The organism is Streptomyces fulvorobeus (genome assembly GCF_013167895.1).
Lineage (GTDB): Bacteria > Actinomycetota > Actinomycetes > Streptomycetales > Streptomycetaceae > Streptomyces > Streptomyces fulvorobeus.
Window position 1 is genome coordinate 4,760,353 of the sequence record NZ_BLWC01000001.1, and the last position, 23,518, is coordinate 4,783,870.

The 23,518-nt window shown below is 72.4% G+C and carries 17 protein-coding genes and 3 pseudogenes; 12 read left to right on the forward strand and 8 right to left on the reverse strand.

Annotation, left to right across the window (positions count from 1 at the left end; all coding sequences use genetic code 11):
- The first annotated feature begins 95 nt into the window (after positions 1 to 95).
- The 3 genes from Sfulv_RS21485 to Sfulv_RS21495 are packed head-to-tail and all read left to right on the forward strand — an operon-like array spanning position 96 to position 3,319.
- Positions 96 to 941, forward strand: a complete 846-nt coding sequence (locus Sfulv_RS21485; protein WP_173316191.1) for a GNAT family N-acetyltransferase — start codon at positions 96 to 98, stop codon at positions 939 to 941.
- A gap of 35 nt (positions 942 to 976) precedes the next feature.
- Positions 977 to 1,582, forward strand: a complete 606-nt coding sequence (locus Sfulv_RS21490) for a GNAT family N-acetyltransferase (protein ID WP_173316192.1) — start codon at positions 977 to 979, stop codon at positions 1,580 to 1,582.
- A 36-nt stretch (positions 1,583 to 1,618) separates the two neighbouring features.
- Entirely contained in the window at positions 1,619 to 3,319 is a 1,701-nt protein-coding gene (locus tag Sfulv_RS21495) for a proline--tRNA ligase (protein ID WP_173316193.1), read from the forward strand.
- Positions 3,320 to 3,398: 79 nt separating this feature from the next.
- Here Sfulv_RS21495 and Sfulv_RS21500 read toward each other — a convergent pair whose 3' ends face one another.
- The 3 genes and pseudogenes from Sfulv_RS21500 to Sfulv_RS31535 all read right to left on the reverse strand — a co-directional run bounded on the left by Sfulv_RS21500 (position 3,399) and on the right by Sfulv_RS31535 (position 5,365).
- Positions 3,399 to 4,316 (reverse strand): aminoglycoside phosphotransferase family protein, encoded by a 918-nt coding sequence (locus tag Sfulv_RS21500; protein ID WP_173316194.1) that lies wholly within the window; start codon positions 4,314 to 4,316, stop codon positions 3,399 to 3,401.
- 28 nt (positions 4,317 to 4,344) lie between these two features.
- Positions 4,345 to 4,830: a ferritin-like domain-containing protein gene (locus Sfulv_RS21505; RefSeq protein ID WP_173318090.1), complete on the reverse strand. Its 486-nt coding sequence runs from the start codon at positions 4,828 to 4,830 to the stop codon at positions 4,345 to 4,347.
- Between the two features lie 5 nt (positions 4,831 to 4,835).
- Positions 4,836 to 5,365: pseudogene (locus tag Sfulv_RS31535) on the reverse strand (hypothetical protein).
- A gap of 176 nt (positions 5,366 to 5,541) precedes the next feature.
- On the opposite strand from Sfulv_RS31535, the gene rimP reads away from it, so the two are divergent.
- The 9 genes and pseudogenes from rimP (at position 5,542) to Sfulv_RS21555 (ending at position 17,425) form a co-directional block, all read left to right on the forward strand.
- Positions 5,542 to 6,039: a ribosome maturation factor RimP gene (gene rimP, locus Sfulv_RS21515; protein ID WP_173316195.1), complete on the forward strand. Its 498-nt coding sequence runs from the start codon at positions 5,542 to 5,544 to the stop codon at positions 6,037 to 6,039.
- Positions 6,040 to 6,041: 2 nt separating this feature from the next.
- Positions 6,042 to 7,082, forward strand: coding sequence for a transcription termination factor NusA (gene nusA, locus Sfulv_RS21520; RefSeq protein ID WP_173316196.1), 1,041 nt, complete (start codon positions 6,042 to 6,044; stop codon positions 7,080 to 7,082).
- Positions 7,083 to 7,224: 142 nt separating this feature from the next.
- Positions 7,225 to 7,512: a YlxR family protein gene (locus Sfulv_RS21525; RefSeq protein ID WP_173316197.1), complete on the forward strand. Its 288-nt coding sequence runs from the start codon at positions 7,225 to 7,227 to the stop codon at positions 7,510 to 7,512.
- A 140-nt stretch (positions 7,513 to 7,652) separates the two neighbouring features.
- A pseudogene (gene infB, locus Sfulv_RS31245) lies at positions 7,653 to 10,792 on the forward strand (translation initiation factor IF-2).
- A 136-nt stretch (positions 10,793 to 10,928) separates the two neighbouring features.
- Complete coding sequence (locus Sfulv_RS21535) at positions 10,929 to 11,222, forward strand: DUF503 domain-containing protein (RefSeq protein ID WP_173316198.1); 294 nt, start codon at positions 10,929 to 10,931, stop codon at positions 11,220 to 11,222.
- 38 nt (positions 11,223 to 11,260) lie between these two features.
- On the forward strand, positions 11,261 to 11,734 hold the full coding sequence (gene rbfA / locus Sfulv_RS21540; RefSeq protein ID WP_173316199.1) for a 30S ribosome-binding factor RbfA: 474 nt from the start codon (positions 11,261 to 11,263) through the stop codon (positions 11,732 to 11,734).
- The gene (gene truB, locus Sfulv_RS21545; protein ID WP_173316200.1) at positions 11,731 to 12,630 is read left to right on the forward strand and encodes a tRNA pseudouridine(55) synthase TruB; all 900 of its coding nucleotides are present in this window, start codon (positions 11,731 to 11,733) and stop codon (positions 12,628 to 12,630) included. Before rbfA ends, truB begins: the two co-directional genes overlap by 4 nt.
- 191 nt (positions 12,631 to 12,821) lie before the next feature.
- Positions 12,822 to 16,426: pseudogene (locus Sfulv_RS21550) on the forward strand (trypsin-like peptidase domain-containing protein).
- 42 nt (positions 16,427 to 16,468) lie between these two features.
- The gene (locus Sfulv_RS21555; RefSeq protein ID WP_173316201.1) at positions 16,469 to 17,425 is read left to right on the forward strand and encodes a bifunctional riboflavin kinase/FAD synthetase; all 957 of its coding nucleotides are present in this window, start codon (positions 16,469 to 16,471) and stop codon (positions 17,423 to 17,425) included.
- Between the two features lie 55 nt (positions 17,426 to 17,480).
- Here the strand turns inward: Sfulv_RS21555 and Sfulv_RS21560 are convergent, their stop codons facing one another.
- From Sfulv_RS21560 to Sfulv_RS21580, 5 genes are read right to left on the reverse strand one after another with little or no spacing between them, the layout of a single operon-like run.
- Positions 17,481 to 18,458 carry an oligopeptide/dipeptide ABC transporter ATP-binding protein gene (locus tag Sfulv_RS21560; RefSeq protein WP_173316202.1) on the reverse strand — a complete coding sequence of 326 codons (978 nt, stop codon included), beginning with the start codon at positions 18,456 to 18,458 and terminating at the stop codon, positions 17,481 to 17,483.
- Positions 18,455 to 19,504, reverse strand: a complete 1,050-nt coding sequence (locus Sfulv_RS21565) for an ABC transporter ATP-binding protein (protein ID WP_173316203.1) — start codon at positions 19,502 to 19,504, stop codon at positions 18,455 to 18,457. The genes Sfulv_RS21560 and Sfulv_RS21565 overlap by 4 nt, the downstream gene beginning before the upstream one ends.
- A complete protein-coding gene (locus Sfulv_RS21570) occupies positions 19,501 to 20,421 on the reverse strand; it encodes an ABC transporter permease (protein ID WP_173316204.1) in 921 nt (306 codons plus the stop codon). Before Sfulv_RS21570 ends, Sfulv_RS21565 begins: the two co-directional genes overlap by 4 nt.
- A complete protein-coding gene (locus Sfulv_RS21575) occupies positions 20,418 to 21,509 on the reverse strand; it encodes an ABC transporter permease (RefSeq protein ID WP_173316205.1) in 1,092 nt (363 codons plus the stop codon). Before Sfulv_RS21575 ends, Sfulv_RS21570 begins: the two co-directional genes overlap by 4 nt.
- A 3-nt stretch (positions 21,510 to 21,512) precedes the next feature.
- The gene (locus tag Sfulv_RS21580; RefSeq protein ID WP_173316206.1) at positions 21,513 to 23,390 is read right to left on the reverse strand and encodes an ABC transporter substrate-binding protein; all 1,878 of its coding nucleotides are present in this window, start codon (positions 23,388 to 23,390) and stop codon (positions 21,513 to 21,515) included.
- Positions 23,391 to 23,518: the final 128 nt, after the last annotated feature.

The window sequence follows — 23,518 nt, forward strand, 5'->3', positions numbered from 1 at the left end:
GCATCCCCCCGGTTCCACTCCCCGACGCGAGGGGCGTCCGCCGCCCCCGTTCGGTACAGTGCGGGGATCAGCAGACCGCATGGTGAGGCCCCCTCGTGTTGACGCAGACCACCACCCGGGTCCTCGAACCCAGCGACCTCGGCGCCGCGCTCGCCATCCTGGAGAGCGAGCCCGTGGCCAACGCCTTCGTCACGTCCCGTGTACAGGTCGCGGGGCTCGACCCCTGGCGCCTCGGCGGCGAGATGTGGGGCTGGTACGCCGGCGGGCGCCTGCGCTCCCTGTGCTACTCCGGGGCCAACCTCGTCCCCATCTGCGCCACCCCCGAAGCGATCAGGGCCTTCGCCGACCGGGCCCGCCGGGCCGGCCGCCGCTGCTCCTCCATCGTCGGCCCCGCCGAACCCACCGCCCAGCTGTGGCGCCTGCTCGAACCGGGCTGGGGCCCCGCCCGCGAGGTCCGCGCCAACCAGCCGCTCATGGTCACCGAACACCCCTCCGCCGACGTGGAGCCTGACCCGCTCGTGCGCCGCGTCCGCAAGGAGGAGACGGAGATCCTCCTGCCGGCCTGCGTGGCGATGTTCACGGAGGAGGTGGGCATCTCGCCGATGGCCGGCGACGGCGGACTCCTCTACCAGGCACGCGTCGCCGAACTCATCGACTCGGGCCGCTCCTTCGCCCGCATCGAGGACGGAAAGGTCGTCTTCAAGGCGGAGATCGGGGCGGCCACCACGCTCGCCTGCCAGATCCAGGGCGTCTGGGTCGCCCCCGGACACCGCGGCCGGGGCCTCTCCGAGACCGGCATGGCCGCGGTCCTGCGCTACGCGCTGGCCGACGTCGCGCCCATCGTCAGCCTGTACGTGAACGACTACAACACCCCCGCGCGCAAGGCGTACACCCGAGTCGGCTTCCGCGAGACCGGAGCCTTCATGAGCGTCCTCTTCTGACCCCACGGCCCCGGCACGGACAGTAGGGTTCCCGCATGGCAGCAGAGTTGAGCGGTGGCGGTCCCGGCGCCCCAGGCATCGTGGTGGGCCCCCTCGACCTGGCCGCACGCGTCGACGAGGCACTGGCGGTGCAGGCCCTCGCCTTCGGCCTGGGCCCGGAGGAGATCGAGGTGCGCCGCCACATCGTGCTGCGCCACCTCGACCACCCGCAGGCGCGGGCTCTCGGGGCCACCACCGCCGACGGCCGGCTCGTCGGCTTCGTCTACGGCATGCCCAACGACCGCGCCCAGTGGTGGTCCACCGTCGTCGAGCCCTGTCTGCGCGCCACCGGCACCGAGGGCTGGCTCGACGACTCGTTCGTGATCACCGAGCTGCACGTCCACCCGGACCACCAGCAGCACGGCATCGGACGGACCCTGATCACCACCGTCACGGACGCCGTCGCCCTGCCCCGCTCCATCCTCTCCGCGATCGACACGGAGAGCCCGGCGCGCGGGCTGTACCGCGCCCTCGGCTACCGGGACCTGGCCCGGCAGGTGCACTTCCCCAGTGCCCCCAAGCCGTACGCGGTGATGGGCGCGCCCCTCCCGCTGCGCCGGGCGGGAGCAATCGATTTCCGCCCGCCCCTGCCGCCCGGCTAACCTCGGCCACATCACCCTTCCGAGCAGGAGTTCATCATGGCCCAGGTCCAGCGCATGTCCCGATTGATGATCAAGACACTGCGCGACGACCCGGCAGACGCCGAGACGCTCAACCACAAGCTGCTCGTCCGGGCCGGATACGTACGTCGCACGGCCGCCGGCATCTGGAGCTGGCTGCCGCTCGGCAAGAAGGTCCTGGAGAACGTGACCCGCGTCGTCCGCGAGGAGATGGACGCCATCGGCGGCCAGGAGGTCCTGCTGCCGGCCCTGCTCCCCAAGGAGCCGTACGAGGCGAGCGGCCGGTACGACGAGTACGGCGACCTGCTGTTCCGGCTCCAGGACCGCAAGGGCTCCGAATACCTCCTGGGCCCTACCCACGAGGAGATCTTCACCCAGGTCGTCAAGGACATGTGCTCGTCCTACAAGGACCTGCCCGTGATCCTCTACCAGATCCAGACCAAGTACCGCGACGAGGCCCGCCCCCGTGCCGGGGTGCTGCGCGGCCGCGAGTTCCAGATGAAGGACTCGTACTCCTTCGACACCACCGACGAGGGTCTCGTCGAGGCGTACCAGCTGCACCGTGCCGCCTACATCCGGATCTTCGAGCGCCTCGGCCTGGACCACCGCATCGTCTCGGCCGTCTCCGGAGCCATGGGCGGCTCGGCGTCCGAGGAGTTCCTGGCGCCCGCCCCGGCCGGCGAGGACACCTTCGTCGACTGCCCGAACTGCGACTACGCCGCCAACACGGAGGCCGTGACCTTCACGGCGGTCCCCGTCGACGGTTCCGCGGCCGGCCCCGTCGAGGAGCTGGACACCCCCGACACCCCGACCATCGAGACGCTCGCCGCCCATCTCGGCGTATCCGCATCCGCCACCCTGAAGAACCTCCTGGTCAAGGTGGACGGCGAGATCGTCGCCGTGGGCGTGCCCGGGGACCGCGAGGTCGACCTCGGAAAGCTCGGCGAGCACCTCGCCCCCGCCGTCGTCGAGCTCGTCACCGCCGAGGACTTCGAGGGACGGCCCGACCTGGTGCGCGGTTACGTCGGCCCCCAGGGCCTGGGGAAGGTCCGCTACATCGCCGACCCGCGCGTCGCCCCCGGCACCTCCTGGATCACGGGCGCCAACAAGGAGGGCAAGCACGCGAGGAACGTCGTCGCGGGCCGCGACTTCGAGGTCGGTGAGTACCTGGACGTCGTCGTCGTCCAGCCGGACGACCCCTGCCCCAACTGCGGAACCGGCCTCCGCGTGGACCGCGCCATCGAGATCGGCCACATCTTCCAGCTCGGCCGCAAGTACGCCGACATCTTCGCCCTCGACGTCCTCGGCCAGCAGGGCAAGCCCGTCCGCGTCACGATGGGCTCGTACGGCATCGGGGTCTCGCGCGCGGTGGCCGCCCTCGCCGAGCAGACCGCCGACGAGCAGGGACTGTGCTGGCCCCGCGAGATCGCCCCGGCCGACGTCCACGTCGTCGCCGCGGGCAAGGCGCTCCAGACGGAGCTGGCCCTCGCCGTCTCCGAGAAGCTGAGCGCCGCGGGCCTGCGGGTCATGGTGGACGACCGCGCCGGCGTCTCGCCCGGCGTGAAGTTCACGGACGCCGAGCTGATCGGGGTGCCCAAGATCCTGGTGGCGGGCCGCCGCTCGGCCGAGGGCGTCCTCGAGCTCAAGGACCGCCGCACGGGCGAGCGCGAGGAGCTCACGGTGGACGAGGCGGTCGCGCGCCTCACCGCCCAGGGCTGAGCCGGACCGATACGTCACGAAGGCCCCCGCGCACCGCGCGGGGGCCTTCCGGTGCTGAGGCGCTGCCCCACAGCCGGCCCTACAGCCAGCCCGCGAACTCCAGCGTCAGTTCGCCGTCCTGCCTGCGTCCCGCCGACAGCGCCCGGGTGCCCGACTCCACGGCCCGGAACAGCGTCCAGCCGTGCAGCCGTTCGCGGTCCACGTCCAGGGAGTCGGCGAGCTTCCTGACCCGGCGCCGGGCCGTCGCGGCCCCGCCTGGAGAGGCGATCAGATCCTCGACCCGGTCCCGCACCAGCCGCGCCAGGTCGTAGGCGCGCTCACCCACCAGCGGCTCGGGGCCGACCGTGAGCCAGGGAGAACGCTCACCCGACAGCACCTTGCTCTGGCGGAAGTTCCCGTGCAGCAGCAGCAGTTCGGGGGAGTGGGCGAGCAGTTCCGCACGGGCGGCCAGCGCGGCCGAGACGAGTGGAGCCAGCTCGGGATCAGCCTCCGCGAGCGCCCGCATCGGCGCCGCCTGACGCTCCGTCCGCTCGGCCACCGTCTCGAAGGAGTGCCCGGCCGGCGGGTCGACCCACAGCCGGCGGACCGTGCCCGCCGCCTCCAGCAGGGCCTTCGCCTCCGGGAGCGAGCGCAGCGACACCTCGTGGTGCAGCCGCTCCAGGAGCAGCGCGTCGCCCGGCAGCGCGTCGGCGGGCTCCAGCAGCCGCACGGCGCCCCAGCCGTTCCAGTGCGCCAGCGCCGCCCGCTCGCACGCGGGCGCGGCATCCGGCGGGGCGATCTTCAGCACGCCGGGCGTGCCGTCGGACCTCTGGACCAGCAGGGCGAGGCTGCTGCGTCCGCCGGGGGCGACGACCCGTTCGACGGCGAGATCCAGGGGGCCTTTGGAGAGCGCCTCTTCGGTCAGTGCGGGGAGCTGTCCGAGCCAGTCGGCCGCGGCGGCGTCCCCGTACATCTCGCCGAGCGCTCGCACCAGACGCTGCGGCGGTTCGAAACCCATACGTGCCTTGTTCCCTTTCAGAGCTGCTTCAGTGCGTCCCGCTCGTCCCTCCGGGACCAGGGCTCTGCGCGGTCGCGGCCTTCTCCGGCAGCCCGGGGAACGCCACGCCCGTGCCCCGCCAGCGGGCCGCCCGTACGGCGGCCTCCCGCAGAGCGCCCGCGGCCTCACGCCGCAGGGACCCCTCGGCGGCCCGTACGAGATCGGAGTAGACGCCCGCGACCCGGTCCTCCAGCACGGCGGCGAAGCGCTCCGCCGCCGCCGGGTCCCGCACCGCGAACGGCAGAGCGTACGCGGCGTCGGCCGCGACGGGCGCACCGCCCAGGTCGCGGACGGTACGCACCAGGGCGTCGCGCCGGGCCCGGTGCCCGTCGTACGCGGCCGTGGCCTCCGTGCCGCGCTTTCCGGTGAGCCGGCCGCCGAGCACCGCGTATCCGTACACCGCGGCGTGTTCGGCCGCCAGGGCGGCCTGGGCGGCCCCGAGTTCCGGCGAGCCGTCCCCGGCCCGGGTGTCCATGACGCTCATGACGCGGTGTCCTTGGCGAGTTCGGTGAGCAGGTAGGCGTGTACGGCGCCGGCCGCCGCGACGGAGGCCAGCAGCCGGGCGAACTCGGGTTCCGCCTCCAGCAGGGCCGTGGTGTGGGCGTCGGCCGAGCGCCGGGCCGCCGAGGCCAGTTCCCTCAGGGCGGCCTTCGCGTCGACCGCCGGAGCCGCCGCGGGTGCCACCGGCGCCGCCCGCCCCGCGCCCTTCGACAGGGCCGTCGTGTGCATCCGTACGGCCGAACGCAGCGGGGCCAGCGCGGCGGCCGTGGCCGGGTGCGCGGCCGCGACCTGGTCGTACTGGGCCAGGAGGGTGGCACTGACCCGGGTGGCGCCCCTGCGCAGCGTCCGCTGGGCGCGGGCGTCCGTGGCCTGCGCGCCGGCCCGTGAGCCGGCGCGGGAGGTGCGCCCGGGGCCTGCGGCCCGTCATCGCAGCCCGCCAGCACCGCGCCCATCGAAAGCGCTCCAGTGGCCGCGAGCGCGGCCCTGCGCGTCGTCCCCGTCCGCCGCACGTGTCTCCTCCGGGTCCCGTTCGGTACTGACTGCTTCTGTCCTGAAGTGATCACCGTTGGTGAGCGTACTCGCGCCCCGGGGCGGGCGGACGGCAACACCCCTCCGGACCGGATACCCTTTGACCTGACACACGACGTTCCCCACAACAGCACACGCGGCCGAGGAGTCATCCGGGATGAGCACCACCCAGAGCGAGAGGCTGCGCGAACTGCTGGAACCGCTCGTCAGCGCCGAGGAACTCGATCTCGAGGAGATCGAGGTGACACGGACCGGCCGCCGTCAGGTGCTGCGGGTCGTCGTGGACTCCGAAGAGGGCGTCGAGCTGGACGCGTGCGCCGGTCTGAGCCGCGCGATCTCCGAGAGGCTCGACGAGACGGACGTGATGGGCGAGGGCGAGTACGTCCTCGAAGTGAGCTCTCCGGGCGCCGACCGCCCGTTGACCGAGCACCGCCACTACGTACGTGCGACCGGCCGCCTCGCCCGCTTCCGGCTGACCGGCGGCGACGAACTGGTGGCCCGCGTCCTCGCGGTCGACGACGAAGGACTGGACCTCGAGGTGCCGGGCGTCAAGGGCCGCAGGCCCACGTCCCGCCGGGTCTCCTTCGACGAGATCGACAAGGCGCGCGTGGAGATCGAATTCAACCGCAAGGACAAGAAGGAAGAGGAGGCGTAGCCGTGGACATCGATGTGAAGCTGCTGAAGGGCTTGGCGCAGGACAAGGAGATCCCCTTCGACGTGCTCGTCGGGGCGATCGAGTCGGCCCTCCTCATCGCGTACCACCGCACCGAGGGCAGCCACCGCCGGGCGCGGGTCGAGCTGACCGACCGCGGCCACGTGACGGTGTGGGCCAAGGAGGACCCGGCCGACCTCGAAGAGGGCCAGGAGCCCAAGGAGTTCGACGACACGCCGTCCGGTTTCGGCCGCATCGCGGCGACCACCGCCAAGCAGGTCATCCTGCAGCGGCTGCGCGACGCCGAGGACGACAGGACGTTCGGTGAGTACGCCGGCCACGAGGGCGACGTCGTCACCGGCCTCGTCCAGCAGGGCAAGGACCCCAAGAACGTCCTGGTCGACATCGGCAAGATGGAGGCCATCCTGCCGGTCCAGGAGCAGGTGCCGGGCGAGGAGTACACCCACGGCCTGCGGCTGCGCTCGTACGTCGTGCGGGTCGCCAAGGGTGTCCGCGGTCCGTCCGTGACGCTGTCGCGCACCCACCCCAACCTCGTGAAGAAGCTCTTCGCGCTGGAGGTCCCGGAGATCGCGGACGGCTCGGTGGTCATCGAGGCGATCGCCCGTGAGGCCGGACACCGCAGCAAGATCGCGGTGCGCTCCACCCGCGCCGGCCTCAACCCCAAGGGCGCCTGCATCGGCCCGATGGGCAGCCGTGTGCGCAATGTCATGGCCGAGCTGCACGGCGAGAAGATCGACATCGTGGACTGGTCGGACGACCCGGCCGAGATGGTCGCCAACGCGCTCTCGCCCGCACGGGTGAGCAAGGTCGAGGTGGTGGACCTCGGTGCCCGGTCCGCCCGGGTCACCGTCCCCGACTACCAGCTGTCACTGGCGATCGGCAAGGAGGGGCAGAACGCCCGTCTGGCCGCCCGTCTCACCGGCTGGCGCATCGACATCCGCCCGGACACGGAGACGGACGAGGAGCGGGACATCGCGGACCGTGAGCGCGCCGAGCGCGCCCGGGAGCGGTCGCAGCGGGGCTGACCAGCCCCGCGGAGCGCGCCCGGCCGGCCGGCGGCCTGGTGCGAAGGAATAGATCCGGGCGCTTTGGCGCTGAGATCACGACAACATCCGTTCGATTTTTGCCCCAAAGGGGTGAGGTCGTTGCGGGGAGGTAGACTTAGCCGTGTCTGGCCGGACGCTAGCCCGCGCTTGCCCCGAACGAACCTGTATCGGATGCCGGGAGCGGGCGGCCAAGACCGAGTTGCTGCGCATCGTGGCGGATGAGGGTGAATGCCTGCCCGATCCGCGCGGTACGCTGCCCGGCCGGGGTGCGTATCTGCACCCCGCCTCTGTCTGTCTCGACCTGGCGGTCCGCCGCCGGGCATTCCCCCGGGCCTTCAAGGCCAAGGGGCCGTTCGGTTCCGCGGCGGTAGAGCGGTTCGTCGAGCGGGTGACAACGCAGGAAAAGTGAACGGCACGGGACCCCGTGCGGTCAGGTACCTCGCGAGTTGGAAGTAGGTCGAGATTGCGATGAGCACTCGATGAGTACGCGATGAGTACGCCCATGAAGTAGCGACGGTCCGGCGGTAACCCGGACCTAAAAGGAGCGAAGTGGCTAAGGTCCGGGTATACGAACTCGCCAAGGAGTTCGGAGTGGAGAGCAAGGTCGTCATGGCCAAGCTCCAAGAACTCGGTGAGTTCGTACGTTCGGCGTCCTCGACGATCGAGGCGCCGGTTGTACGCAAGTTGACTGACGCACTGCAGGGGCCCGGCGGCAACGCCGGCAAGTCCGCTGCGAAGCCGGGCGCGCCCCGCAAGGCCGCGCCCTCGAAGCCCGCAGCGCCCTCCCCGGCCGCCGCGGCACGTCCCGGCGCCCCGAAGCCCGGCGTCCCGGCTCCCAAGCCGGCCGCAGCCGAGGCACCGGAGAGCAGCGCCCCCGCCGCACCTTCCGCGCCGTCAGCGGGGCCGCGTCCCGGCCCCAAGCCGGCGCCGAAGCCCGCACCGGTCACCCCGGTGCCGGCGGCTGAATTCTCCGCTCCGGCCCCGGCTCAGCAGCCGGTCCAGCCGCAGCAGCAGGCCCCGCGTCCCGCGGGTGCCACCCCCGGCCCCCGCCCCGCGACCCGTCCGGCTCCGGCCGCCGGCCCGCGTGACGGTGGCCAGCGTGACGGCGGCCGTGGTGGCGAGCGTGGCGGCGACCGCCCCGCGCGTCCCGCAGGCCAGGGAGCCCCGCGACCCGCGGGCGCTCGTCCGGCGGGTCCCCGTCCGGGCAACAACCCCTTCACCTCCGGCGGCTCCACCGGCATGGCGCGCCCCCAGGCCCCCCGGCCCGGCGGCGCCCCGCGTCCCGGTGGCGGCCAGGACCGTCCGGAGCGCCCCGGCGCCCCGCGTCCGCAGGGCGGCCCCGGCGGCGCGCCCACGGGGCGCCCCAGAGTGCTGGTGGCGGCCGTCCGAGTCCCGGTGGCATGCCCCGTCCGCAGACTCCCCGTCCGGGCGGTGCCCCGGCCGGTAACAGGCCGAACCCGGGCATGATGCCGCAGCGTCCCGCTGCGGGCCCGCGTCCCGGCGGTGGCCCCGGTGGCGGCGGCGGTGGCCGCGGTCCCGGTGGTGGCGGCGGTCGTCCCGGCGGCGGTGGCGGCGCCGGCCGTCCGGCCGGCGGCGGTTTCGCCGGCCGTCCGGCTGGTCCCGGTGGCGGTGGCGGCGGTTTCGCCGGCCGTCCCGGTGGTCCCGGTGGCGGTGGCGCCCCCGGTCGCCCCGGTGGTGGCGGCGGCTTCGGCGGCCGTCCCGGATTCGGCGGCCGTCCCGGCGGCCCGGGTGCCCGTGGTGGCACACAGGGTGCGTTCGGCCGTCCCGGTGGTCCCGCGCGTCGTGGTCGCAAGTCCAAGCGTCAGAGGCGCCAGGAGTACGAGTCGATGCAGGCCCCGTCGGTGGGCGGCGTCATGCTGCCTCGCGGCAACGGGCAGGCTGTCCGGCTGTCTCGCGGTGCGTCCCTCACGGACTTCGCCGAGAAGATCAACGCCAACCCGGCGTCGCTCGTCGGCGTGATGATGAACCTCGGCGAGATGGTCACCGCGACGCAGTCCGTCCCGGACGACACGCTGAGGATGCTCGCGGACGAGATGAACTTCGTCCTGGAGATCGTCAGCCCCGAGGAGGAGGACCGCGAGCTGCTGGAGTCCTTCGACATCGAGTTCGGTGAGGACGAGGGCGGCGAGGAGGCCCTGGTCTCCCGTCCGCCGGTCGTGACCGTCATGGGTCACGTCGACCACGGTAAGACCCGGCTGCTGGACGCGATCCGCAAGACGAACGTCGTCGCGGGCGAGGCCGGCGGTATCACGCAGCACATCGGTGCCTACCAGGTCGGCGCCGAGGTCAACGGCGAGGACCGTCGCATCACCTTCATCGACACCCCGGGTCACGAGGCGTTCACCGCCATGCGTGCTCGTGGTGCGAAGTCCACCGACATCGCGATCCTCGTGGTGGCGGCGAACGACGGTGTGATGCCCCAGACGATCGAGGCGCTGAACCACGCCAAGGCGGCCGACGTGCCGATCGTGGTCGCGGTCAACAAGATCGACGTCGAGGGTGCCGACCCGGTCAAGGTGCGCGGTCAGCTCACCGAGTTCGGTCTGGTGGCCGAGGAGTACGGCGGCGACACGATGTTCGTCGACATCTCCGCCAAGCAGGGCCTCAACATCGAGGCTCTTCTGGAGGCCGTCGTCCTCACCGCCGACGCCTCGCTCGACCTGCGGGCCAACCCGAACCAGGACGCGCAGGGTATTGCGATCGAGTCCCACCTCGACCGCGGCCGCGGTGCGGTCTCCACCGTCCTCGTCCAGCGCGGCACGCTGCGCATCGGTGACACGATGGTGGTCGGCGACGCGTACGGCCGGGTCAGGGCGATGCTCGACGACAACGGCAACAACGTCCAGGAAGCGGGTCCCGCGACCCCCGTCCTGGTGCTGGGTCTCACCAACGTCCCCGGTGCCGGCGACAACTTCCTGGTCGTCGACGAGGACCGTACGGCCCGTCAGATCGCCGAGAAGCGTGCCGCTCGTGAGCGCAACGCCAACTTCGCCCGCAAGGGTGTCCGGTTCTCCCTGGAGAACCTGGACGAGGCGCTCAAGGCCGGTCTGGTCCAGGAGCTCAACCTCATCATCAAGGGCGACGCGTCCGGTTCGGTGGAGGCTCTCGAGTCCTCACTGCTCCAGCTCGACGTCGGTGAAGAGGTCGACATCCGGGTCCTGCACCGCGGTGTGGGTGCGGTCACCGAGTCGGACATCGACCTGGCGACCGGCTCCGACGCCATCGTGATCGGCTTCAACGTGCGCGCCGCAGGGCGTGCCGCGCAGATGGCCGAGCGCGAAGGCGTGGACGTCCGGTACTACTCGGTCATCTACCAGGCGATCGAAGAGATCGAAGCGGCCCTGAAGGGCATGCTCAAGCCGGAGTACGAAGAGGTCGAGCTCGGTACGGCGGAGATCCGCGAGGTCTTCCGCTCGTCCAAGCTGGGCAACATCGCCGGTGTGCTGGTCAGGTCCGGCGAGGTCAAGCGCAACACCAAGGCGCGCCTGCTCCGCGACGGCAAGGTCATCGCGGAGAGCCTCAACATCTCCGGTCTGCGCCGCTTCAAGGACGACGTCACCGAGATCCGCGAAGGGTTCGAGGGCGGTATCAACCTCGGCAACTTCAACGACATCAAGATCGACGACGTCATCGCGACGTACGAGATGCGCGAGAAGCCCCGCGGCTGATCCGTACCTCAACAGTCGGGGCCGGTCGACGGGTCTTATTCCGTCGATCGGCCCCGGCCGTTCCGTGTACGGTTCTTGTGTCCCTGCCAAGCGCTGGCAGGGCGCGAACCCGAACCGGCGGGACATCCGGACACACATGTATGTGGGGACGCTGTCCTTCGATCTGCTCCTCGGCGACGTACGTTCGTTGAAGGAGAAACGCTCCGTCGTCCGGCCGATCGTCGCCGAACTTCAGCGGAAGTACGCGGTGAGCGTGGCGGAGACGGGTGAGCAGGACCTCCATCGCAGGGCCGAGATCGGCCTCGCCGTGGTCTCCGGGGACACCGGGCACCTCACAGACGTACTGGACCGGTGCGAGCGGCTGGTGGCCGCCCGCCCCGAGGTGGAGCTGCTGTCCGTTCGACGACGGCTCCACAGCGACGAAGACTGAACAAGCACAGCAAACCCAGAAGGAAGAGTGACGGACCGGTGACCGACAACGCGCGGGCCCGCAAGCTGGCCGATCGCATCCAGGTCGTGGTCGCGGAGACCCTGGACCGGCGTATCAAGGATCCGCGGCTCGGCTTCGTGACGATCACGGACGCCCGCGTCACCGGCGACCTGCGGGAGGCCACGGTCTTCTACACGGTCTACGGCGACGACGAGGAGCGCGCGGCGTCCGCCGCCGCGCTGGAGAGCGCCAAGGGTGTCCTGCGCTCCGAGGTCGGCAAGCAGGTCGGGGTCCGGTTCACGCCCACCCTGGCCTTCGTGCCGGACGCCCTCCCGGACAACGCCCGCACCATCGAGGACCTCCTCGACAAGGCGCGTGCCAAGGACGCGGAGGTGCGCGAGGTGTCGACCGGCGCGACGTACGCGGGCGGGGCCGACCCGTACCGCAAGCCCGAGGACGAGGACGACGAGGCGGAAGCGTCCGACGAGAACGAGGGTCCTGCCCCCGCATGACGCAGCAGAACAAGACGCCGGACGGCCTGGTCGTCGTCGACAAGCCGTCCGGCTTCACTTCGCACGACGTCGTCGCCAAGATGCGCGGCATCGCCCGTACCCGCCGCGTCGGCCATGCCGGCACCCTGGACCCGATGGCCACGGGCGTGCTGGTGCTCGGCGTGGAGAAGGCCACCAAGCTGCTCGGCCACCTCGCGCTGACCGAGAAGGAGTACCTCGGCACGATCCGGCTCGGCCAGGACACCGTGACGGACGACGCGGAGGGCGAGATCACCTCGTCCACCGACGCGTCGGCCGTGACGCGCGAGGGCATCGACGCGGGTGTCGCGGCCATGACCGGCGCGATCATGCAGGTGCCCTCCAAGGTCAGCGCCATCAAGATCGACGGGAAGAGGTCGTACGCGCGGGTACGCGGCGGCGAGGAGTTCGAGATCCCGGCGCGCCCGGTGACCATCTCGTCCTTCCGCGTCCACGACGTGCGCGAGGCCGTGGCGGAGGACGGGACCCCGGTCGTCGACCTGACCGTCTCCGTCGTCTGCTCCTCGGGTACGTACATCCGCGCCATCGCCCGGGACCTCGGTGCCGGGCTCGGCGTCGGCGGACATCTGACGGCCCTGCGCCGCACCCGGGTCGGTCCGTACGGGCTGGACATGGCCAAGACGCTCGACGAGCACCAGCGGGAGCTGACCGTGCTGCCCGTCGCGGAGGCCGCCTCCTCGGCGTTCCCCCGCTGGGACGTCGACGAGAGGCGCGCGAAGCTGCTGCTCAACGGGGTCCGCCTGGACATGCCCGCGTATCCGCCGGGTCCGGTCGCGGCTTTCGGCCCCGACGGGCGGTTCCTGGTGCTCGTCGAGGAGCAGCACGGCAAGGCCAAGAGCCTCGCCGTCTTCGCCTGAACCCGGGCCGGCGCGTGGAGCGGGCAGTGCCCCCGGTTGCCCGCTCCACGTCTCCCCCGGGGAGATTCCTGTCCACGGAGCCCGGTGAATTCACCCCATCGGACGGGCGCTCGGAGTGAACCCGGGGTGTACGGGGGCGCTTTTCCGCTCTCCGTGACGCACGCCGGGGTCAGCCCGCCTACGGTCGGACCATGGGCAGCGGGGACCGGCCGGAGCTGGTGAGAATCTGCGATCGGGCCGGCCGGCCGCGGGGCACGGGATTCGTCGCGGATCACCGCGGCACGGTCGTCACCAGCCACGAGGCCGTCGCCGGCCTCCTGTCTCCGACGCTGTACGGGCCGGACGGACGCGGCCTCGCCGTCGAGCCGGATGACGTCACGCCGCTGCCCGGACTCGGTCTGGCCCTCGTGCGTACCCCGGGCCCCGACGCGCTGGGCGCGCGCCCGCTGCCGGTGACCGCACGCGACCGTATCGCGACCGGCACGTACGTGCGGATCGCCGCCCACGGGTGGCGTGAGGCGCGCGTACTGGGCCGGACCCCCGCGACGTACACCGCTGCGGGGAGTGAGCACCGGATCGGCGCGGCGACGGTCCTGGCCCTCGGGACCGACGGGCGGGACGCCCTGCGCTCGGGCGGGACGGCCGTGGGCGGGCCGGTGCTCGACCCGGAGACCGGCGCGGTCATCGGCGTGCTCTCGACGGCCCGGGGGGTGGGACACGAGTCGGCGGGGCTCGCTGTGCCGCTCACGGGCCTTCCGCCAGGGCCCTCCTCCGCACTCCTGACGGCCCTGGTGCGACGCAACGCGGCGACCGTCCCCGCCTACGGCCCAGACCTCAACCTCGCGGGCGCCCACCAGCTGACCGCCACGTCGGTGGGGTCGGCGGCTGGCTCCGGCACCCGCACGGAGCCAGCCGCCCGGCCGGAGGCCGCGGGCGCGTTCGCCGCCTTCGAGGGGGGCACGGGGCAGGTGCTCGCGCTCGTCGGGGCGCCCGGCACCGGCCGCACCACCGAGCTCGCCGCCCTGGCCGCCCGCCGCGCCCAGGGCTCCGTGCCCGCCCTCACGCTGTGGCTGCGGGGCGCGGACCTGCTGGCCGGGGACGCCTCGGTCGCCGACGCGGTGGCCCGCACCCTCCGGCGCTCGGGGCGGATCGTCTCCGCCGCCGGTGCGGTGGGGGACGTGTCGGCGGCAGGCCCCCTGCGCGTGGCCGCGCTCGCCGCCGAGTCCGGGCGCCCTCTGCTCGTCGTGCTCGACGGGCCCGAGGAGATGCCGCCGCCGCTGGCCCACCGACTGGCGGAGTGGACCGCCGCAACGGCCCGCTGGCTGGGCGCACACGGCGTACGGATGGTCGTCGCCTGCCGTCCCGAGCACTGGGAGACCGCCGGGAAGCTCTATCCGGCCGGCGTCCTGCACCACCCCGAGCGGCCCGCCGCCCGGCTGCCGTACGCCGTACGCCTCGGTGATCTCACCGCAGGCCAGGCGGAGCTGGCCAGGGAGCGGTACGGCATTCCGGCCGGGGCGATCGCCCCGGGCCACGACCGGCACCCGCTCACCCTGCGCCTGCTGGCCGAAGTACGCGGGGCGCTGCCTCCCGACGTTCCGGGCCGGCCCGGCACGGAGGACGTCTTCGGCGCGCACCTGGACCTCATGTGCCTGCGCATCGCCGTCCGGATCGCGGCCGGGGACGGGAAGCGGCTCCGGGGTACGGCGGTGCGCCGGCTGGCGGCCAGGGTGGCGGGCCAGGTCCACGAGGCGGCACGCCGCTGCCTGGGCCCGGGGCAGGGGGAGCTGGACCGGACCGCGTTCGAGGAGCTGTTCCCCTGGCGCACGGGCTGGGCGTCGGCCGTCCTCACCGAGGGTCTGCTGTCCCCGGCGGGGGCGGGCTACCGCTTCGCCCACGAGGAGCTGGGGACTGGGTCCAGGGCGCCCATCTCGACCTGGACGCGGCGCTGCGCTCCCTGGTCCACCGCAGGCACGAACCACAGGCCGCGGCCTGCGACAGCGGCACGGGCTCGTCGAGGCGCCGGGCCGCGAGGACCGGACGCATGGCACCGGCCCCGCGGGAGGAACCCCGCACGCTGCCCGTGCCGCGCCACCGGACCGGCCCGGTGATCCAGGCGATGCTCGTGCTGGGGCGGCGCCAGGGGACGTCCGCTCTCGCACACCGCATGGCGGACCTGATCGCGGCGATCGACCGGCTCTCCGCGCGGCCGGCGGGGAACGGGGACACCGAGTCGCCGGACGCCCTGTGGTGGTCCGCCCATCTGCTCAGGGAGAGCCTGCTCAGGGTCCCCGACGCCGGTCCGTATCTCGGTGTGCTCCGGGTGCTCGCGGGGCGGATCACCCGGCGCTCCCGCACCGAGGACGGACCCGCGCGGCTCGGGGCGTACGGGGAGTTCGGACCGTGGTTCTGGCAGCGGCTGCGGCTGCCCGACGAGGAGCGGATCGACCTGCTGCGGCGGCTCCTGCCCGCCGACGGCGCCCCGCGCACCGACGGGGACGCGGGCTATCTGGACGCCGTGGCCCGGCGGCTCCGCGCCGCCCCGCGCACGGTGCAGCCGCTGCTGTGCCAGTGGTTCACCGACGAGCGCGCCCCGCACCCGCGGGAGGGCCGGCCGACGTGGCCCACCGTGGCCGCCGCCGCGCAGGCCCTCCTCCACGCCCACCGTGACCTGGACGCCGACGCCCTGGCCGACGCGCTCGTCGCGACCCCGCACCCGCGTGCGGAGGAACTGCTGGGCGCCCTCGTCCAGGACGAGCCGACCGCGCTCTGCCGGGCCGTCGAGCGGTGGACGCGCGACGGGGAGAGCCCCGAACGGCGGGCCGCCGCCGCGGCGTACGCCTGCGTCCTCCTCGGCCACACCTCCTCGGAAACCGACCGCGGCCTGCTGCGCGACGCCGCCCTGCACCTGCTCGCCCGCCCCGCCGACCCGGCACCGCACGGCGCGGCGCTCACCGTCCTCCTGCACGATCCGGTGACCAGGGACCGCCACCTGCCGCACGCCCTGCGGCTGTTCGCGGCCGGTGCTCCGCACCCTCCGGTGGCGCTGCTCGCCGAGGTGTTCCCGGACCACCCGGGACCCGTGCTGGCCGCGCTACGGGCGCGGCTGTCCCGCCAGGACGACGACGCGGGAGACGTCCTGCTCGCGCTCGCCGCGCTGGACACCCCCGCTCTGGCCCTGCACGCCGCCGACCTCGTACGCGCGTACGTCCGCGCCCACCCCCGAGACGGCGCGCGGCCCGCCGCGTACGTCGACGTCCGGCTCGAACACGGTCCGGCCGCCCGTGCCCTGCTGCTGCCCCTGGTCACCGGACTGCTGCGGGGAGGGGCAGCGCCGCCGCCCGTCCGGGGCGCGCTGGCTCGCGTGCTGGCCGCACCCGGGAGCGGCGCCTCACGTCCGCTGCGGGCCGAGCTGCTCGAAGTGCTGCTGGGATTCGAGCAGGAGACCGGCAGGGACCCCGAGGTGCTGGACGCCCTTCTGCACGCGGCGGCCACCGGCTCGGCGGCACGCTCGCCCGTCCGCACCAGGGCGCTGGTGCACCGCACCGGCATGCTCCTGGTACGTACCCCGGAAGGCGCCGCGCGCTTCGACCGCCGGCTCGTCGAACTCGCCCGCGAGGTACCGGGTTTCGCGGGCCTCGTCACGGGCTGGCTGGCCGACGCCCCGCAGGAGTGGGCCGCCGTCGTCGGGCCGGGCGCCCGCCGGACGCTGGCGGCCCTGGTCACGTCACCGCCTGCGATGACGGTGCCGATGCAGGCCGTGGGACGTGAGCATGGCAGTCTTAGACCTGCGTAAGGGACGAAGGCATCACACGGGTTCGGGCGAGGAGCGGTCACAGTGCAGCGCTGGCGTGGCTTGGAGGACATCCCCCAGGACTGGGGACGCAGCGTCGTCACCATCGGCTCCTACGACGGTGTGCACCGCGGACACCAGCTGATCATCGGCCGGGCCGTGGACCGGGCGCGCGAGCTGGGTGTTCCCGCCGTGGTCGTCACCTTCGATCCCCACCCCAGCGAGGTCGTACGCCCCGGCAGCCACCCGCCGCTGCTCGCCCCGCACCACAGGCGCGCCGAGCTGATGGCGGACCTGGGCGTGGACGCGGTGCTGGTCCTGCCGTTCACGACCGCGTTCTCGCAGCTGTCGCCGACCGACTTCATCGTGAAGGTGCTGGTCGACAAGTTGCATGCGCGGGCGGTCATCGAAGGCCCGAACTTCCGGTTCGGCCACCGGGCCGCCGGGAACGTGCAGCTGCTCACCGAGCTCGGCGGGACCTACGACTACACGGTCGAGGTCATCGACCTCTATGTGAGCGGAGAGGCGGGCGGCGGCGAGCCGTTCTCCTCCACGCTCACCCGCCGGCTGATCGCCGAGGGCGATGTGACGGGCGCGGCGGAGATCCTCGGACGGCCGCACCGCGTCGAGGGCGTGGTCGTGCGCGGCGCGCAGCGGGGCCGCGAGCTGGGCTTCCCCACGGCGAACGTCGAGACACTGCCGCACACCGCGATCCCCGCGGACGGCGTGTACGCGGGCTGGCTGCACGTGAGCGGCGAGGCGATGCCCGCCGCGATCTCCGTGGGCACGAACCCGCAGTTCAACGGCACGGAGCGGACCGTGGAGGCGTACGCCATCGACCGCGTGGACCTCGAACTCTACGGGCTGTACGTGGGCGTGGACTTCCTCACCTACGTACGCGGCATGATGAAGTTCGACTCGATCGACGAGCTGCTCGTCGCGATGGCCGCCGATGTGAAGCGCTCGAGCGAACTGATCGCCGCCCACGACAACCGGTCCTGAACGACGGCGCGGCCCCGGGACCGACCGGCCCCGGGGCCGCGCGCACCGGCGGGCACTACACCGCGGCCGCCCAGTGGCAGGCGACCTGGGTCGCCCCGCCCCCCGCGAGCACCGGCAGATCCCTGGTGCGACACGCGTCGGCCACTCCCGCCCGCTCCGCCTCACCCGATGCCAGGACGTGGCAGCGCACGTGGAACCGGCAGCCGGACGGCACCCTCGACGGGTCCGGCGGCTCGCCGCTGAGGATCACCGGCTCCCCGTCCGCCTCCGGCAGCACGGACAGCAGGGCCTGGGTGTAGGGGTGCCGGGGCGCTGTGAGGATCTGTTCCACCTCGCCCGTCTCCACGATCCGGCCCAGGTACATCACGGCCACCCGGTCCGCGATGTTCCACGCCAGGCCCAGGTCGTGCGTGACGACCAGGGCCGAGAGGCCCAGCTCGTCGCGGAGCCGCAGCAGCAGCGCCAGGATCTCGCCGCGCACCGACGCGTCCAGCGAGGCCACCGGCTCGTCCGCCACGATCAGTTCCGGCTTCAGCACGAGCGCGCCGGCGATCACGACCCGCTGGCGCTGACCGCCGGACAGCTCGTGCGGATACCGCAGGAAGAACCGCTCCGGCGGCCTGAGCCCCGCCCGCGACAGCGCCTCGGCCACCGCCTCGCGCTCGTCGCCCGGATACCCGTGGATGCGCAGGCCCTCGGCCACCGCGTCGTACACCGTGTGCCGGGGATTGAGTGAGCCGCTGGGGTCCTGGAGCACCAGCTGGACCCGCTTGCGGTACGCCTTCAGGGCGCGCCCGGAGTAGTTCAGCGGCTCACCGCCGAACGTGACCCGGCCGGCGGTCGGCGGCACCAGGCCCAGCAGCGAGCGGGCCAGGGTCGTCTTGCCGCAACCCGACTCGCCGACCAGGGCCACGATCTCGCCCGGCCGGATGTCGAGGTCGACCCCGTCGACGGCGCGGGCCGGGCCGGCGCCGCGCCGTCCCGGGAAGGTGATCCGCAGGGCCTCCGCGCTGAGCAGGGGAGTGGCGGTCATGGGGTGCTCCTTGCTTCCTCGGCGGCCTGTCCGGACACCGGTCCCGCGCCGGGGGTGATGCCCGGCCCGACCAGCACACAGGCCGCGCTGCGCCCGGCTCCCGCGCTCCGCAACGGCTGGTCCTCGGTGGCGCAGACGCCCAGGGCGGCCGGGCAGCGCGGATGGAACGTGCAGCCGGACGGCAGCGCCGAGGGGTCCGGCGGGTCGCCCGGCAGGCCGCGCGGGGCGTGCCGGGACGACAGGTCGCCGATCCGGGGGAAGGCGGCGGACAGGGCGTTGCCGTAGGGGTGGGCGGCGTTCTCGTACACCTGCTTGGCGGGGCCCTCCTCGACGACCCGGCCCGCGTACATCACGGCGAGCCGGTCGCAGGTGTCGGAGAGCACGGCCAGATCGTGGCTGATCATGAGGAGGCCGAGGTCCTGGTCGGCGACGAGCTGTTCGATCAGCCGCAGGATCTGCGCCTGGATCATCACGTCGAGCGCGGTGGTCGGCTCGTCGGCGATGACGAGACGCGGATCGCAGGCCAGGGCCATCGCGATCATCACGCGCTGGCGCTGGCCGCCGGAGAGCTCGTGCGGGTACGCGGCGGCGCGCGCGGCCGGCAGACCGACCTGTTCCAGCAGTTCACCGGCTCGCTGCCGGGCGGCGGCGGGTGTCGCCCTCCCGTGCAGCAGGATCGGTTCCGCGATCTGGTCGCCGATGCGGTGCACGGCGTTCAGCGAGTGCATCGCACCCTGGAAGACGATCGACGCCCCCGCCCAGCGGACCGCCCGCAGCCGGCCCCACTTCATGGCGAGGACGTCCTCGCCGTCGAGCAGGATCTGGCCGGTCAGCGTCGCGGAAGCGGGCAGCAGCCGCAGCAGGGCGAGCGCGAGCGTGGACTTGCCGCAGCCGGACTCGCCGGCGATGCCGAGCTTCTGGCCCGCCTCGACCCGCAGGTCGACGCCGCGTACGGCGGGGACGGCCGATGCGCCCGAGCCGTAGGTCACGTGGAGATCTCTGACGTCGAGCAACGGCTGCCCGGTCGTCGGTTCAGGTGTGGTCAACGGGTCACCCCCAGCTTGGGGTTGAGCACGGACTCGATCGTGCGGCCGCACAGCGTGAACGCGAGCGCGACGACGGCGATGGCGAGTCCGGGCGGAGCGAGGTACCACCAGTTCCCGGAGCTGACCGCACCCGCTTCACGGGCGTCCTGGAGCAGTCCGCCCCAGGAGACGATCGTGGGATCACCCAGCCCGAGGAAGGCCAGGGTCGCTTCGGTGAGGATGGCGGTGGAGATCACCAGCGTGGTCTGCGAGAGCACCAGCGGCATCACGTTGGGCAGGACGTGGCGGGACATGATGTGGCCGTGACCGCCGCCGAGCGCCTTGGACCGCTCGATGTACGGGCGCGACTCGACGGACAAGGTCTGGGCGCGGACCAGGCGCGCGGTCGTCGGCCAGGTCGTGACCCCGATCGCCAGGATCGTCGTCCACACCGACCGGGAGAGCACGGTGGCCAGCGCGATGGCGAGCACCAGGGTCGGCATGACGAGGAACCAGTCGGTGATCCGCATGATCACGGTCCCGTACCAGCCCTTGAAGTGCCCGGCGGTGATGCCGACCAGCGTGCCGATCGCCACCGAGAGGAAAGCGGCGAGCAGGCCGACGGTGAGCGAGACCCGCGTACCCCAGAGCAGCAGGGCCAGCAGACTGCGGCCGAACTGGTCCGTCCCGAGGGGGAACTCGGCGCTGGGCGACTCCAGGGGCCCGCCCGTGGCCCCGGTGACACTCTGCGACTCCGCGCCCACCAGGACGGGGGCGGTGAGCGCGAGCAGGGCGATCAGTCCGAGGACGACGAGCCCGGCGAGGCCCGCCCGGTGGGTGCGGTACTGGTGCCAGAAACCGGACACGGCCCGGCGTCGGCGGGCCCGGGCGAGGGAGCGCGGGCCCTTGTCGCGTACGGCGTCGGTCGAGACGGTCATCGGCCCACCCGGGGATCGAGCAGCGGATAGATCACATCGGCGAGCGTGTTCATCAGGATCACCGCGGCGGCGAAGACGAAGAACAACGCCTGCACCAACGGCAGGTCGGGCACGCTCAACGCCTGGTAGAACAGCCCGCCGAGACCGGGCCAGGAGAACACCGTCTCCACGAGGATGGCGCCCGCCACCGTGTTGCCCAGGTTGACGAACAGCAGGGTCACGGTCGGCAGCATCGCGTTGGGCACGGCGTGGCGGCGGCGTACGAGATCGTCGCGCAGCCCCTTCGCACGCGCCGTCGTCAGGTAGTCGCTGCCCATCTCGTCGAGCAGCGAGGAGCGCATCACCAGGAGGGTGCGGGCGTACTCGACCGCGACCAGGGTGACGACCGGCAGCACGAGGTGGTGGGCGACGTCCAGGACGTACCCGAAACCGCTCGCGTCGCCGGACTCCATGCCACCGGTCGGGAAGATCCCGGGGATCGGGCCGATGCCCACCGACAGCGTGATGATCAGCAGGAGCCCGAGCCAGAACGACGGCACCGAGTACAGCGTCAGCGCGAAGGCGGTGTTGAAGCGGTCCCCGAAGGAGCCGTTGCGCCAGGCGGACCTGGCACCGAGCCAGATGCCGATCACCGTGTAGATCACGAAGGCGGTGCCGGTGAGCAGCAGGGTCGCGGGCAGCGCCTCGGAGATCTTGTCCATGACCGGCGCGCGGAACTGGTACGAGGTACCGAAGTCCCCGGTGAGCGCCTTGCCGCAGTACTCGGTGAACTGCTGCCAGAGCGGCAGGTCCAGGCCGAACTCGCGGCGCATGGCCGCGATCTGCTCGGTGGACACCTGCCGGCCGCCGGTCATCTGTTTCACCGGGTCGCCGGGGATCAGCCGGAAGAGGAAGAAGCTGGTGACGAGCACGGCGAACAGGGAGATGGCCGCACCGGCCAGTTTGCCCGCCGCGTAACGGAGGTAGGCGGTGGTGCTGCGGGACCGCGGACCGCGGGCCGACGGCCCGGCCGGAGCCGGGCCGTCGGTCCGCGCACTGTCCACGCCCGGCGCGCTCTTCAGCAGCGCGGGTGTGCTGTCTGTGCTCATGGACTACTCACGGTCTTCCGCGGTGGAACGACGACGCATGGCGAACAGCAGCCCGCCACCGGCGAGGACGACGACGGCGACACCGATCCCGATGAGGACTCCGGTGGAACTGCCACCCTCGTCGGAGGAACCGCTCGACGCCCCGGCGGCCGGAACCGCCGACCACCAGCTCCAGTACCCGTCCTGACCGTAGATGTTGCCCGCGGCGGACGGCATCGTCGTGATCGACTTGATCTGGTCGGTACGGTACGCCTCGACGGCGTTCGGATAGGCCATGACATTCATGTACCCGGTGTCGTACAGCCGCGACTCCATCTGCTTCACCAGATCGGCCCGCTTGGCCGGGTCGTACTCCGCCAGCTGCTTCGCGTACAGCTCGTCGTACTGCTTGTCGCAGATGAAGTTGTCCGTGGCCGCGGACTCCTTCGGTTTGGCCGGCAGAGCGGCGCAGGTGTGGATCGAGAGCACGAAGTCCGGGTCCGGGTTGACGGACCAGCCGTCGAAGGCGAGGTCGTACTCCCCGGCGTACCAGGGGTCGGAGACGTTGTCGAGGCAGTTGACCTTCAGCCCGATGCCGAGGTCGCCCCACCACTCCTGGAGGTACTTGCCGATCGCCTTGTCGTTCGGGTCCGTGGCGTGGCACAGGATGCGGAGGTCGAGCGGCTTGCCGTCCTTGCCGACGCGCTTGCCCGCGCCGTTCTTCCGGTAGCCGGCCTCGTCGAGCAGGGCCGCGGCCTTCGCCGGGTCGTAACTGAGCTTCTGGCCGGCCGAGGGGGTCCAGAAGTACTCCTTGAAGCGCGGCGGGATGTAGCCCTCACCCTCCACGGCGTGGCCCTGGAAGACCCGGTCGATGATGGTCCTGCGGTCGACGGCCATGAAGAGCGCCTGGCGGACCCTCTGGTCGAGCAGGGCCGGGTGCCCGTCGCCGAACCGGGTGCCGTCCTTCGTGCGCGCGCCCGGGTTGGTCGCCAGCGCGTAGAAGCGCCGCCCGGGCGCGTCGTTGACCTTGATGTTCTCCGCGGTCTTCAGCGAGGCGGACTGAGCGGGCGTCAGGCTCGGGCTGCCCGCGACGAAGGAGACCTCGCCCTTGCGCAGGGCGGCTACGGCGGCGTCCTGGTCCTTGTAGTAACGGAAGACGATCTCGTCGAACTTGGGCGAGCCGCGCCAGAAGTCCTTGTTCGCCTTGAGCTTCACATAGCTGTCGACCTTGTACTCCGTCAGGATGAACGGACCGTTCCCCACGACCGGGAACTTCTGGTCGTTGTTGAACTTGGAGAAGTCACCGACCTTCTCCCAGACGTGTCTGGGCACGATCGGCACGTCCAGGGCGGCCATCGTGGCCTGAGGCTCCTTCAGCTCGATGACCAGCCGCTCGGGCGTCGGCGCGGTGACTTTCTTGAAGTTGCCGACGAAGCTGCCGTTCGAGGTGGCGGCGGCCTCGTCGGTCATCATCTTGTTGAAGGTCCACGCGGCGTCCTCGGCGGTGGCCTTCCGCCCGTCCGACCACTTCGAGTCGGAGCGGATGGTGTACGTCCAGGTCAACTTGTCCGCGGAGGGCTTCCACTCGGTGGCGAGCGCGGGGATCGCCTGGTTGTCCTTGGCGTCGTAGTTGGTCAGGTAGTCGTACATCAGCCGGTGGATGCTCGTGCTGATCAGGCGCTGCGCGAGGAACGGGCTGAGGGAGTCGACACTCTGGGCGACCGCGACCGTCAGGGTCGTCTTGTCGCCGTCGTCGGCCTGTGCCTCCTGGGGCGCGGGCGCGAGTGGATTCCCGGGTACCACCGAACCGGCGGCGAGCGCCAGTGCGGCGGCGCCGGAGGTCAGGAGGAAACGCACGCCGCGGCGTGGGCGGGGAGAGCGGGGTGGAACTCTTGTGACCATGGGACGTTGACCTCGCGTCATGACTCGCATGGAGAAGGCGGGCAGATCTCTGGTTCGCCAGCTGGTGAAGCGAAGGTTTATCAGCGGTGGTCGAGCCGCGTCAACGGTGTGCCAAACGGCGTGTGGGC